Annotated in this window: 8 protein-coding genes; 5 read left to right on the top strand and 3 right to left on the bottom strand. The window is 49.6% G+C overall.

Features of this window, described 5'->3' with window-relative positions; translation table 11 throughout:
* Window positions 1–510, bottom strand: a 510-nt coding sequence (locus tag Q4526_RS08480; RefSeq protein WP_215976626.1) for an AEC family transporter, incomplete at its 3' end; no start/stop codon positions are given.
* A gap of 863 nt (window positions 511–1,373) precedes the next feature.
* Between Q4526_RS08480 and Q4526_RS08475 the strand changes: the two genes are divergently transcribed.
* The 5 genes from Q4526_RS08475 (at window position 1,374) to Q4526_RS08455 (ending at window position 8,672) form a co-directional block, all read left to right on the top strand.
* Window positions 1,374–4,298, top strand: a complete 2,925-nt coding sequence (locus tag Q4526_RS08475; RefSeq protein WP_215976625.1) for a ribonucleoside-diphosphate reductase subunit alpha — start codon at window positions 1,374–1,376, stop codon at window positions 4,296–4,298.
* 83 nt (window positions 4,299–4,381) lie between these two features.
* Window positions 4,382–5,605 (top strand): ribonucleotide-diphosphate reductase subunit beta, encoded by a 1,224-nt coding sequence (locus Q4526_RS08470; protein ID WP_215976624.1) that lies wholly within the window; start codon window positions 4,382–4,384, stop codon window positions 5,603–5,605.
* 62 nt (window positions 5,606–5,667) lie between these two features.
* The gene (locus tag Q4526_RS08465) at window positions 5,668–5,871 is read left to right on the top strand and encodes a hypothetical protein (RefSeq protein WP_215976623.1); all 204 of its coding nucleotides are present in this window, start codon (window positions 5,668–5,670) and stop codon (window positions 5,869–5,871) included.
* A gap of 238 nt (window positions 5,872–6,109) precedes the next feature.
* Window positions 6,110–6,727 (top strand): transglutaminase-like cysteine peptidase, encoded by a 618-nt coding sequence (locus Q4526_RS08460; protein WP_303609593.1) that lies wholly within the window; start codon window positions 6,110–6,112, stop codon window positions 6,725–6,727.
* 40 nt (window positions 6,728–6,767) lie between these two features.
* Window positions 6,768–8,672, top strand: coding sequence for a LapD/MoxY N-terminal periplasmic domain-containing protein (locus Q4526_RS08455; protein ID WP_215976622.1), 1,905 nt, complete (start codon window positions 6,768–6,770; stop codon window positions 8,670–8,672).
* Between the two features lie 83 nt (window positions 8,673–8,755).
* Here the strand turns inward: Q4526_RS08455 and Q4526_RS08450 are convergent, their stop codons facing one another.
* A complete protein-coding gene (locus tag Q4526_RS08450; RefSeq protein ID WP_303609592.1) occupies window positions 8,756–9,085 on the bottom strand; it encodes a hypothetical protein in 330 nt (109 codons plus the stop codon).
* Window positions 9,086–9,099: 14 nt separating this feature from the next.
* Window positions 9,100–14,408 (bottom strand): tandem-95 repeat protein (locus Q4526_RS08445; RefSeq protein ID WP_215976620.1); only part of this gene is annotated, 5,309 nt, incomplete at its 5' end.

The raw sequence follows: 14,408 nt of genomic DNA, 5'->3' as shown, positions 1-14,408 counted from the left end.
TACCCCCACCGCGATCACCATCGCCCACAAGACGGGCTGGCGGGCCACCGAGATGGCGAGCTCTTGCCATCGACCGCCACCGGCTACCATGGCAATCCCCGCAGTAAAGGTAAACATCATCATGACTAAAAAATAACCCAATGCCAGCGCCAACCCCTGTTCACCAAAGGCAAACAAGCAGACCGGCAGGCCCATATTGCCGTTATTAGGCAGCACCGTCGGGGGCAGATAGGTGCGAATCGACTGACCGCTGAGCTTTAGCAGTGACGCAAATCCGATACCTGTTATTAAAAACACACCGATTGCCGCCAGAGCCACGCGATAAATACTGGCTAACTGCACATCGGTTTGTGCCATAGAAGCTATTATCAGGCAGGGAGTGCCAATGTTAATCACCAGCCGACCAATAAAGTCAGAGGGGAAGTCTTTGCCCATTCGGGCCCAAATAAAACCAATACCCGTGGCAATAAACACCGGCGCCAATATAGGCAATAAGCTGAGAACAATCATGGGGGAGTAGACCGATTACCGCGATAGAGGCGAACTTTAGCTCGCTACATAAGCCAATATTGTACCATGTCAGCGCTTCTTCAATGGTGTTTATACCCACCTAATGCGGCACTCATGCCAGCGAATTATCGCCGGCTTAATAAGCAGCTACCTTGTCATAAAAATTTATTCTAAAACCAACTTTGAGTGGAAAAAAATCCCCCTCACCCGCCAGTCAAAGGGCCGAGAAGTTAGTGCATACCAACTTCCTACTATACCCACAATTTATCCACAGCTTTAGCGTGAACTTCTTCACTTGCATTCATCGGCAAACCGCATTATCTTGTATCCCGAAATTTGAAAACACCCATATATAGGGTTTGGGGCAAGTTTTCTAATAGGCTCTGCTGAGCAATAATCATCCCGACTCAGCCACCCAACGGCCTTAAATAGCTCCATTTGTTAGTACTTACTAACATGCAAAGCGCGCTATTACGCTCTGTGCATGATGTCCCCCCCAAAAGTATGGGCTGCGGATTTAACAATGTGGGGCGCATATTTATAAACAGGGATTGGTTTTTCACCCTCAAACAAAACACAACATATAGCGCTACAAGCTGGTGTATGACACAAGTGCAATTAGGCACTACGAGTCACCCTGCTCTTGGGCGGGACCGCCCCATTTGGCGATTGATTGATAAACCGTAACAGCGCTATACGAAGAGCGATTCTAATGTAAACGCAGCGCTCATGTAAAAACCCAGAAACAGTTAACGTAAGACCAGAGAATCCAACACCAACGCTAGAAAGACACAATATTTCCGAAGGGCATCGAACCGCAGGTTCGCTTACACACCATCGGGGAAACATTCGCGGAGACATTAATGTACACAGAAACCGATCAGCCACAGTCAACTAAGGCCCAACCCAGCACAACCCCCGAGGCCAATAATGACCTAGAGGCAACAGCACCAGGACAATTGCGAGTTATCAAGCGCAACGGTACCGTTGTACCTTTTGATGCGGGTAAAATCGCCGTGGCTATGACCAAAGCGTTTCTCGCTGTTGAAGGCGGCACGGCAGCGGCCTCTAGCCGCGTGCACGAAACGGTAGATAACCTGACTAAACAAATTACCGCAACTTTCAAGCGCCGCATGCCCTCCGGCGGCACCGTGCATATTGAAGACATCCAAGATCAAGTCGAACTGGTTTTGATGCGCTCAGGCGAGCAAAAAATTGCCCGCGACTACGTGCTCTACCGCGAAGAGCACGCCCGCATCCGCGCCGAGAAAACGCCGGAGAGCACTTCGATACAGGAAGACCCTGACTACCCTACTCTGCAAATTACTCTGGACGATGGCACCGCCGCGCCACTGGATATGATGCGAATTCGCACCATCGTGCGCGAAGCCTGTATGGGCCTTGACGATGTGGACGAAAAAGCCATCCTCGATGAAGCCATGCGCAACTTGTACAACGGTGTGTCGCTGGAAGATGTCAACACATCACTGGTGATTACAGCCCGCACTCTGGTGGAAAAGGAGCCCAACTACAGCTATGCCACTGCTCGGCTGCTGCTCGACAAACTACGCGCCGAAGCCTTAGGTTTTCTAGGCATCGCCAATGCAGCCACCCAAACGGATATGGAAACTCTGTACGCCCGCGCCCTACCCGCTTATATTCACAAAGGGGTAGAGCTGGAGCTGCTGGACCCTGAACTGTTGAATTTTGATCTGGATCAGCTGGGCAAAGCGCTGTTAGCCGAGCGCGATTTACAATTTACTTACCTGGGCCTGCAAACCCTGTACGATCGCTACTTTATTCACAGCGACGATGTGCGCATCGAATTACCCCAGGTATTTTTTATGCGGGTAGCCATGGGGCTCGCGGTGGAAGAAGACAACCGCGAAGCGCGCGCCATTGAGTTTTATCGCCTGCTCAGCTCTTTCGACTATATGAGCTCAACCCCAACTCTGTTTAACGCCGGTACACTGCGCCCGCAACTATCATCTTGCTATCTGACCAATATTCCGGACAATCTGCACGGTATTTACGGCGCCATGCAAGACAACGCCATGCTGTCTAAGTTTGCCGGCGGTTTAGGCAACGACTGGACACCTGTGCGCTCACTGGGCTCTTACATTAAGGGCACCAATGGTCGTTCACAGGGTGTTGTGCCTTTCCTAAAAGTAGCCAACGATACGGCCGTTGCCGTAAATCAGGGTGGCAAGCGCAAAGGCGCGGTCTGTGCCTATCTGGAAACTTGGCACTTGGATATCGAAGAATTCTTAGAGCTGCGTAAAAACACCGGTGATGATCGCCGCCGTACCCACGATATGAACACCGCGAACTGGGTACCCGATTTATTTATGAAGCGTGTATTCGAAGATAAAGAGTGGACGCTCTTTTCTCCTTGCGATGTACCCGATTTGCACGATTTGTACGGCCAAGCTTTCGAAGAGCGCTACGCCTACTACGAGCAACAAGCGGCCGAAGGCAAAATCAAACTGCACAAAAAGCTACGCGCACTAGACCTGTGGCGCAAAATGCTGGGCATGCTGTTTGAAACCGGCCACCCGTGGATCACCTTTAAAGACGCCTGTAACCTGAGAAGTCCTCAGCAACACGTTGGTGTCGTCCACTCGTCTAACCTGTGTACCGAGATCACTCTCAACACAAAAGCCGATGAAGAAATCGCCGTGTGTAACCTAGGTTCAATCAACCTGGTGCAACATGTTGTCGACGGTGCACTGGACCGGGAAAAACTGGCAGCCACCGTTAAAACCGCCATTCGTATGCTCGATAACGTCATCGACATTAACTACTATTCAGTGGAGAGCGCCCGCACCTCCAACCTGCGCCACCGCCCTATCGGTCTCGGCATTATGGGTTTCCAGGACGCTCTTTACGCGCAACACATCGCCTACGGATCAGCGCAAGCGGTGGAGTTTGCCGATGTGTCCATGGAAGCGATCAGCTACCACGCCATCGAAGAGTCATCTAACTTGGCAGCCGAGCGCGGTCGCTACGCGACCTTTGAAGGCTCACTGTGGAGCAAAGGCCAGCTGCCCATCGACTCAGTTGATATTCTCGCTCGCGAACGCGGCGCCGATTACATTCAGCAAGATCGCACCCAGCGTTTAGATTGGGGCACTCTGCGCGAGAAAGTGAAATCACAAGGTATGCGCAACTCCAATGTGATGGCCATAGCTCCTACCGCAACCATCGCCAACATTACCGGGGTGAGCCAATCCATTGAACCGACTTACCAAAACCTGTACGTAAAATCTAACCTGTCTGGCGAGTTTACCGTGGTCAACCCATCACTGGTACGCGACCTAAAAGCGCAGGGCCTGTGGGACAGTGTGATGGTCAATGACCTCAAATACTACGAGGGCTCACTGCAGAAAATTGACCGTATTCCAGCCGATATTAAGCAACTGTACGCCACCGCCTTTGAAGTAGAGCCACGCTGGATTGTGGAAGCGGCCAGCCGTCGCCAGAAGTGGATTGATCAGGCTCAGAGCCTCAACCTGTATATTTCAGGCGCCAATGGCAAAAAGCTGGACGTGACCTACCGCATGGCGTGGTACCAGGGTTTGAAAACCACCTATTATCTGCGCGCCTTAGCGGCCACCACCACCGAGAAATCTACCATTAACACTGGGTCTCTCAATGCGGTTTCTGCCGGTGATAGTGGTGCCAACCCAGCAGCGGCCAGTGCCCCTGAGCCCGCTGCCGGCGCCAGTGCTGCACCGGTTCCAGCGGCCTGCTCGCTGGACGACCCAGACTGCGAAGCCTGCCAGTAAACGTTAACTGTACAACGGCCCGGTGCACGCACCGGGCCTAGTAAACCCATTACCAAGCCACTCACCGAAAGGACCGTATCACCATGTTGAGTTGGGACGATTTTAATACCGAAGACAATATTCAGCCAAGCCAGCCTGCCCCCGCCGCCCCACCCAAGGTGGCAGAACCTGCGCCAGCGGCCCAGCAAACAAGCAGTGCCCCGACAGCATCGGAGGCCATTGAAGCTGCACGCGAATCGCTGGAGGAACTAGACGTAGCGCCAGGGCTGGAAGAACTCGAAATGGGCGCTCAGCGCATTGAGGTAGACGACAAGCGCATGATTAATTGCCGCGCCGACCTCAACCAGTTAGTGCCTTTTAAGTACGACTGGGCCTGGCAAAAGTATTTGGACGGTTGCGCCAACCACTGGATGCCACAAGAAGTGAACATGACTGCCGATATCGCGCTGTGGAAAAACCCAGAAGGTCTGACCGACGACGAACGCCGTATTGTGAAGCGCTCGCTGGGTTATTTTTCTACTGCCGACTCACTGGTTGCCAATAACCTGGTACTGGCCATCTATCGCCTGATCACCAACCCCGAGTGTCGCCAGTACATTTTACGTCAAGCGTTCGAGGAGGCCATCCACACCCACGCCTACCAATACTGCATTGAGTCGCTGGGCATGGACGAGGCGGAAATCTTTAACATGTACCGCGAGCTGCCCTCGGTCGCTGCCAAAGCGGCCTGGAGCCTCAAACACACGCAAACACTGGGTGATCCAACCTTTACTACCGGCACCACCGAAACCGATCAAGAGTTACTGCGTAACTTGGTGGCATTTTATGCCGTCACCGAAGGTATTTTCTTCTACTGCGGCTTCAGCCAGATTTTGTCCATGGGTCGACGCAATAAAATGACCGGTGTGGCCGAGCAGTTTCAATATATTCTGCGCGATGAATCCATGCATTTGAACTTCGGTATTGATGTTATCAACCAGATCAAACTGGAAAACCCACACCTGTGGACCGATGAATTCCAACAGGAAGTGACCCAGATGATTCTCGAGGGCGCCGAGCTGGAAATTCAATACGCGCGCGACTCTATGCCCCGCGGTGTACTGGGTATGAACGCCGCCAGTATGGAAGAGTACCTGCAATTCATTGCCAACCGCCGCTTAGCGCAGCTTGGCCTGAAAGAGCAGTACCCTGGAGCGCAAAACCCTTACCCATGGATGAGCGAAATCATGGATTTGCGCAAAGAGAAAAACTTCTTTGAAACCCGCGTCATTGAATACCAGACTGGCGGTGCGCTGAACTGGGATTAAACTGCAACTTACAGGTGCCCGCCGTCCGGCGGGCTCTGTCGAATCACAAAGGGTGATGGCAGATGAGTAGCAATACCAATAAAATCGACCCACAAGAGCTTTTATTTACTCTCGATCAACTCGAGCAAACCACAGAAATTATGGGTCGTGTTGTCTCGCGCCTTAAAAGACAGCTAACACTCGTACAGGAGGCAAGGCAAACCGCTGCAACGCCAGCTGCCGAACCCAAGCCTCCCCGCACCAAACCACGTCGTATCCTGCACTAACTCTCAGTGTAAGAGGCCTCTTAGCACTGGATAAGAAGCCCCGACTGCAATCCATTTAACTTATTGATTATGACCAACCTTTATCGGCTGGGTGAGCCTGCTATACTCGCAAAAGTCATTTGGAAAATGGAAGTCGCGTTTGCTCAAGTCGAGTCTCTGTCAACATCGCTACAATTGGCCTCGGCTCTGCGATCGAGTATGGCAGCGTGTATCTGGCTATCCGGTCTCTCGACTTCTTGTGTTGTTATTCCTGCTTTTTGCCGGTGGCGTACTGGCTTTACAAAAAGAGCGTTTGGAACAGGTGATGCTTGAACGATACGGTGACGACGGGGCACGCTACCTCAACGCATGGACCGATCTACTCCTGCAAACCGACCTCGACACCCAACAAAAATTGGTAAGCGTTAACAATTTTTTCAATCGAGGGCTCACTTACACCCTCGACTCACTGCTGTGGAAAAGTAAAGATTACTGGGCAACGCCCCTCCAAACCATGGGGATGCGTGGCGGCGACTGCGAAGACTACACCATCGCCAAGTATTTCACCCTATTAGAAATGGGCATTCCCGCCAAAGATCTGCGCCTAATCTATGTACGTGCCACCACCGGTGGTGTGGTGCAAGCGCACATGGTACTCGGTTATTTTTCCGACTCCAATGCTATCCCATTAATTCTGGATAATTTAAACCCCAGTATCGTTTCGGCCACGCAACGACCTGATCTAACCCCGATTTTCAGCTTTAACAGTGAAGGTTTGTGGTTAGGGGGGAAAAAGTCCGATACAGACCCAACCGCGCGCCTGTCACGTTGGCGCGATCTATTACAACGTATGCAAGAAGAAGGTTTTACCCAATGAGCTTACACTCAGCCCAAGCAATTGCGGGAGTTAACCCAAGATGTCACTGATAAAACAGCTTTGGATTGGTATTTGTCTGATTCTTATATTGGCTCTGGGCGGCAGTTTTTTTATTTCCACCTTCGCCGCACGTCACTATTTAGAGCAGCAGCTGCAATTAAAAAACATTGATAACGCCACCTCTCTAGCTCTGTCCATCACCCAAATGGATAAAGACCCGGTGTCACTGGAGTTATTAGTAGCGGCCCAGTTTGACTCGGGTCACTACCAGAGCATTCGCTTACTTGACCCTAAAGGTGAGCCCATGGTGGAACGAAACTTTCAAGGCAATACCGTTCAGAGCATTCCACAGTGGTTTGACCAATTACTGGCCATTGAGGTGACCCCCGGTACCGCTCAGATTCAGGATGGCTGGCAACAATTCGCCACTATCGAAGTACAAAGCCATTCGCGCTACGCCAAAGAAGAACTGTGGAATTCAAGCAAACAGCTGCTGCAGTGGTTACTCCTAGCGGCCATCGTATTTGGTGGTATTGGCACCTTAATTTTAAAAATGATCACTCGCCCCTTGGGGCACGTGGTTAATCAAGCCGAATCGATCGGCCAGCGGCGCTTTGTCATGTCGCAGGAACCGCGCACCCGAGAATTCCGCCGGTTAGTGCGGGCAATGAACAAACTCTCCTCCAGTGTCAAAAACATGCTGGATAAAGAAACCGAAAAGTTGGAGAAGCTGCGCCAGGAATCACAGCAAGATGAGTTAACCAAGTTACCCAATCGCGAACATTTTCTCAATCTACTCGACAGCACGCTGACCCGTGAAGACAGCGAGCAAAATGCGGCCATCTACCTGTTTCGAATAATGGATCTTATCAGCTTAAACCAGCAACTGGGCCGAGAAAGAGTTGATGCATTAATCGTCAACATTGCGCAAACTTTACAACAAAAAACTCAAGAGTCTTCTCAGTATGCGGGGCGTTTGAATGGCACCGACTTCGCTTTTGTTAGCTTCCAGCAAGGGGCACTTGCCAACGCCAGCCGTGTCTTTGCACAAGAGCTATATGCCTGCGTAACCCCTTTTGAAACACAAGAAATGCCTATCGGCTTGGCCATAGGCGCAACAGATATCCACCAAGAAAGCCGAGGGCAGTTACTTTCTAGACTCGATGGCCTATTGGCCGGTGCCGAGCAAAAAGGCAACCGCGCGGTGGTTCTACACAATGTTAATCGCCCTGCTGGTCCGCAGCGCAACCTCAATGATTGGCGCTTGAGTTTAACTCAGGCGCTGGCCACCCCAGGCGTCGAACTGGGGCGCTTTGCAGTGCGTTCTGTCAGCGGCACGATCATCCATTGGGAGCGTCCAGTGCGCTTAACCTTAGACGGTCAATCACAAACCGCCGGTTATTTTGTCGCCTGGGCCAGACGCCTTGACCTACTAAAAGAAATTGACTGGCAGGTTGCCCGCAAAGCGATACAAGAAATTACTGACCACAAAGAAGCTACAGCCATTAATGTTTCAGAAACCGCTCTGCTCGACCCAACATTCAGAGCCAACTTGTTTGAGCTGGCCAAACAAAACTCTCTGGCAAGCCCAATGCTTTACATTGAGTTTCCGGAAAGCTGTGCCGTTCGACAAATGCCGCTATTAAAAGAGCTGAGCCGGGATTTGCGCGAATTCGGCTGTAAAATTGGGCTGGAACACGTGGGATTAGAGTTCACCCACATTAAAGAGCTGGAAGGTATTGGGCTTGATTACCTGAAAATTGATAACGCTATTATCCGCGAAGTTGATCTCAACACCACCAACCATGCATTCATTAAAAGTCTTTGCAATATTGGTCATTCACTGGGCATGGTAATGATTGCCGAAGGTGTTATGAACGATAGTGAAACTCAAGCATTAGCCGCTTTAGATATTGACGGTGTGACCGGGCCCGGCGTGCAATAAATCTTTTTATTCTTACCAATAAAAAAAGCCGCACCCAAACTGAGTGCGGCTTTTTAGTCTTTAGAGACCGTTAAAACATCTGCTTACAAGGTAATGTCATCATCATCGCTTCCCAACACAGAAATCGCCTGATGCTGACCACGCATTTCTTTGCGATGCATCAGTTTTTTCTGAGCCGCTTCAGGTAGGTCGGTAAAACGGATTATGGACTTGTCGATCAACACATTGACGACATCTTCCAACACACGTGCCATTTGTTGATCGGAAGCGACTAAAGACTGCCCTACATCAGGCTGAATTTGGCGCAAAAAAGCCGCAAGCTCGGGCGAATCTGACGCTATAGCTGCAAACCCCCCCGACTCAACTTTGCTTACGGCGCATATAGCGCCGCTGTCATCACGTTTTACAAACATAATATCCTTATACATTAATCAATATGTAACTGCCCATTAGTAATCAGCTGGTTAATAATGTCGTTATCATCACTGCCGGTCAAGCTGACCCCCTCAAGGGTTATCGTTTGATCCGTTTGAGCAGCATCGTAACCACTTGAATAACCGCCATTACTACTCACATGAACCACAGTGTCACCACCGGATGTCTCAAAATGCAAGTACTCGGATAAATCAGTACTTGCCTCTTCGCCTTGCAGCAAGTCTGACAAGTCCAACACATCATTTTGAGAGCCATTAAAGTCAAGTACAACATCTTGGGCTGGCGCTCCAACAGTACCTTGATCTGTTAGCTGCCAAGCGAAAGTATCGGCGCCAACACCACCAACCAATACATCATCACCGGCACCCCCTATGAGGGTATCGTCACCCGCACCGCCCATCACTGAGTCATTCAAAGAACCTGCGGTTAGAGTATCGTCACCACCTTTGCCACTAATTGCCACCGTTTGAGTCGTAGCCCAGCTATTATCAATCGTATCGTCACCGGAGTTACCCTCACTCCGATTATTCGTTACTCGAATAGTCGATGTCGCTACTGCACTTTGATCGTTGCCGTCATTGACACTTATTTCAACAACACGATCTCCCACCAAATTACTATTATCATTATCCAACTGCACGAGCTCTAATGCCGCCTCATATTCGGCAATCGTTGCAAAACCGGACAACAATCCGATACCACTACCAGCGTTATAACTAAAGCCTATAGAACTGGGCAATGAGCTTTCGTCAACAATTAATACATCACCGGCAAGAGGATTGGTGATTTGTATTTGAGCAGAGAACAAATTAGATCCGTCAATATCGGTAATCGATACATCCGAGTCGACAACATTGATAGGATTCCAAAGCGGATCGGCAGTGTAATAATCCGACCCATCTTTACCAGAACTGTCGTCACCATCTAAATCAATGTCTGCAGGATTATTTTCCGGACGCACTTCAACTGGCACCGTTACTGTATCAGTACCACCATTACCATCACTGATGGTATAGGTAAATGAGTCCAGCCCAAAAAATCCAGCATTTGGACTGTAGGTCACAGAATTCCCATTAGTGGTCACTGTTCCAAACGAGCCATCGGTTACACCAATGACGGTTAAGCTGTCACCTTCCGGATCCCAATCGTTTGCCAAGACATCAATATTAACCGACTCATCTTCATCTGTTGAGATTGGAACCCCGCGATAAGAGACATTAGCTGGCGTCCATAAATCACTGCCTGAGCTATCGTATAGACTGCCGTCAAAAACATACTCACCGCCTTGGTCCCAATAATAAATCTCTACATCATGAGTACCCGCCGTCAAGAAGGTCGTTTCTTCAAATTGACTAGGTGCGGTAATAAAATCAGCGGTAAAGGTTTCCACTCCATCAATAAAGACAATAAATCCGTCGTCGTGTCGAATATCTAGCGTGTAAGTACCATCAGACTCAACTTCAAATGCACCGGCAAATCGAACAATGGCATCGCCTGAGCTTTCGCTGGTATTCCTAATAACAGAACCGTCATCCCCACCATCTGCCAACCAGTTCTCTAGATGATCATCAGTACCTAAGTTTTGATTCTGGCTGTAGTTAGAATCGCCTCTGACCACACTATAATTGAACCCTGTTGAAATAAATGTCGCATCCGGGTCGGTGCTGCCAGAAAAACCAATAACTTGAGCAATCGAAGCCAAATTCGGACCATCAACCCCCTGATTGTAAACCCAGAATTCCGATGCAAACCCACCTGAGGTTAGACCCGAATCCACCACGGCGACGGGGCCATCATTCACACCCGAAATATTGACAGTGGCCGTCGAGGTATCCGTTACGCCCCCTACGGAAGACGTATAACCAATCTGCAACTGTGCCATATCACCTGGCGACATAAAGTCTAATAGATTTGTATAGCCATTTTCCCAGGTAACTTCACCATTTTCATAAACAACAAGTTCGGCACTGGCATACGTTGCATTATGCACAAAGGTATAGCGTGCCACCTCTCCAGAGCCTGTAGAGCCGCTGGTGACAGTGAAGTCTGAAGAGGCATCTGAACCGTTAATAAAGATTGACACATCTGATACAGACTCAACCGTGCTACCCGACTGTGGCGTGGCATTATCTAACAAATTAAAGTCACCAGCACTTACATCTTGGTCTTCATTGATATTGTGAGACTCATTGTAATCGCGTGGTGTATCAGCCAGATCGTCATGAATAACAATATTCAGGTTAGCACTATCACTAAAGCCTGCACCGTCACTCAAGGTGTACGTGAAGGTATCGGTTAGTTCGGTTGCGTGAACACTAAAGTTGTCCACAAATGCCCGCTCACTATTCGCCGTGGTGTTGGCGTTAAGCGCTAATGTTACCTGACCATTGGCATCCAAGGTCACGGGGACTGAAACCGCAACTGAACTACCCCCTGACGGTGAAATACTGTATACGGTAGTGCCGTTCGCTGTGATATTAAAGTAATCCTGTGAATTCCCTGAGGTATCCCAGCCGTTGCTGACCTCCAAATCAAACTCAACAACAACTTCCTGACCAGCCATGTCGGCATACGTGAAAGTTTGCGTAGCGGTGGCGTCTTGATTGAGTCGTAGACGGTCGCCTTGCTCACTAACTCCAGAACCGCTCCATCCTTCTGGACCGTTTGTAAAATCCTGCTCGGTCAAAACATGATCGAGAGGCTGCAACAACGTGTAGGTGTAATCACCGAAATTAGCCGAGCTGCTATCCGTATTAACCGTGAGCACATTGTTCTCGGCCGTCGTAATGACACTGAGACCTGCCGCAGAGTTATCAACAGTACCGCCGACAATATTGACATCCAAAGTCAACCCATTGGGTAAGCCTGCGTCGTCACCTAAGAGGTTACCCGTTGTTTCTTCATTCGGGCTCGATGGGTTACTTCCCAACAACATCGCCTCTTCATAAACCTCACCATAATTATCGTTTAACTCTGGAACACCAACCGTAACGGTACCGGTATCCGTTCCGCCATTACCGTCGGATACGGTGTAAGTAAATGTGTCTGTACCGGTAAATCCAGCTTCCGGCGTATAGCTGACTACACCACCAAGCAACGTCACTGTGCCATGGGTAGGCTGAGTAACAGCCGTGACAGTCAAGCTATCGGAATCCGCATCGGTATCGTTGCTTAACACATCGATAACCGTAGCACCTGAATCGGCAGCAATCGTAACGGTATCATCTAGTGCGACCGGCTGATTATTAACATCGTTGAGTGCAATATTAACAGTAGCAGTATCAACGCCACCCGCGTTATCCGTTACGCTGACTGTCAGACTATGACTACCAACATCGGTATCGGCCACGGTTCTTGTCACGCTGATTGCACCGGTTTGCGCATCGATCTCGAACAAGCCGCCCGTGTTACCACCCGTGATGCTATAAGTCAGATCATCTCCGTCGGCATCGATTGCCGTTACACTGCCAATGGTTGTATCGGCAGTCGTGCCCTCATCCGCTGACAAAGTATAAACATCAACATTGGCAGGCGTCGAAGCGGTATCAGTGCCTGACAAGAATTCAGGTGCATCATTCACAGGAGCTATGTTGATAGTCATGGTGGCGCTATCAGAACCTGTACTTGAGGCGTCATTAACCGTAAATTCAAACGCATCATAGCTATTGCCAAAATCATTGGCTTGAGGCTCAAACGTTAAGGCTCCGGCATCAAGTTGCGCTTGGGTAATGATATCGCCCACAGAAACGTCAACGCCATTCAAGCGTAAGGTACCTGTGGTCTCCAGTGACTGAACCGTAATCGAAGCCATTCCGTCGCCTTCGGGATCTGTGAAATTAAAATCACTGGATGAGAATACAACCGTTGTATCTTCAATACCGTTAACAACACTATCACCAGCTACAGGCGCTAAATCAGGTACCGATACGTTGAGCACTTGCGATACTTGTTGGAAATCACCATTTGCTTGCTCTTCAGCACGCGCAGTGACAGTGACATTAAAGTCAGCAGTATCCACAGGCACAGTCATGGTTAGACCACTTAACTCGCTTGGACTTAATGACCAAGTACCCGTTGCCACATCGTAACTGCCCGCCGACAACAACACGCCATCAGCTAAACCGGAAACAGTTACCGAATGAATTTCACTGTTATCTAAGTCAACAAAGGTCGCGTCGATATCCAGCGAATAGGTGAAAGACTGTGGCAAATCGTACTCAACCGTGGGCAGATCACCAACCCAAACAAGTTGTGAGCCATCCCATTCATACCGTCCATCGGTAAACCAATACTCTTCTATGTCATAAGCAAGGTTGTCATCACTACCGTCATTGGCATTTAGATATAAAGCGCGATCACCATTGTCACCTTGCTCGAGGCTGTTACTAGATTCAAACACCGTATAATCCCACGATGCCTGTGAAAAGATTGCAACATCGGTGGAGGTATCTTCGGTTCCTTGCGGGTCCGTATTGTAGGGGTCATAAAACGGATCGTGACCACCGTAGATCGAATCTATTGCGCTACTATCCAAACTGACAATAATGTCGCTGCCTTGCATTCCATAGAAATGATCAGCCTGATCGGAACCTACAATTACATCATCACCCTCACCACCCTGTGCCTGATCTGGCGGACCGAATGCGCCTTGACCATCCGGGTCGGCAAAAATAAGATCATTACCGCCATTACCAATAATGTTATCGGCGCCATCGGTTCCCCAAATCACCTCTCCATCATTTGTGCCTATCGGTGTGTATATCTCACTGGTAAGCCCCATGTCTTCCATAATTTGAGTAACATTTTCAGGAGAGTAATATTCATCACTCACCGCGGCTTCATAATTAGCAGTAGGGTTGCCCAGGCTCGCATTTAAGATGGGCGTATCAGCTACAGGGGTAACGTTAATTGTCGTAGTTTGTGAGCCACTATCTTCAACGCCATCGCTGACCGTGAAAGTAAAGTCCGCATAACCGGTACCATCATTAATCGGTGTACTTGGATCGGTATCATCCGTTGGCTCGTGCTCACCAGGTGTATACGTCAATAAACCAGAGGTAATATCAGACGCTGAAACGACTAAACCTCCACTTGGCAGAGGTCCGGTGATAGCCGTACCGTTGTAGGTCAAAACACCATTGCTTGGCAGCGAGGTAATCGTAACGTGATCCAACGCATCGCCCGTATCAGTATCGGTGAAAGGAAAATCAGACACAGTAAAGGTATAAGTTTCATCCTCATCAATAGCTAACGTCCAATCGGAACTAGCGGGTGCGGCGTTATCTTCCGCGCCGTTGATGG

The organism is Gilvimarinus sp. 2_MG-2023 (assembly GCF_030547685.1).
Taxonomy (GTDB): Bacteria; Pseudomonadota; Gammaproteobacteria; order Pseudomonadales; family Cellvibrionaceae; genus Gilvimarinus.
Note: the sequence above shows the minus strand (reverse complement) of the source record. Positions and strands in the feature narration are given on the sequence as shown.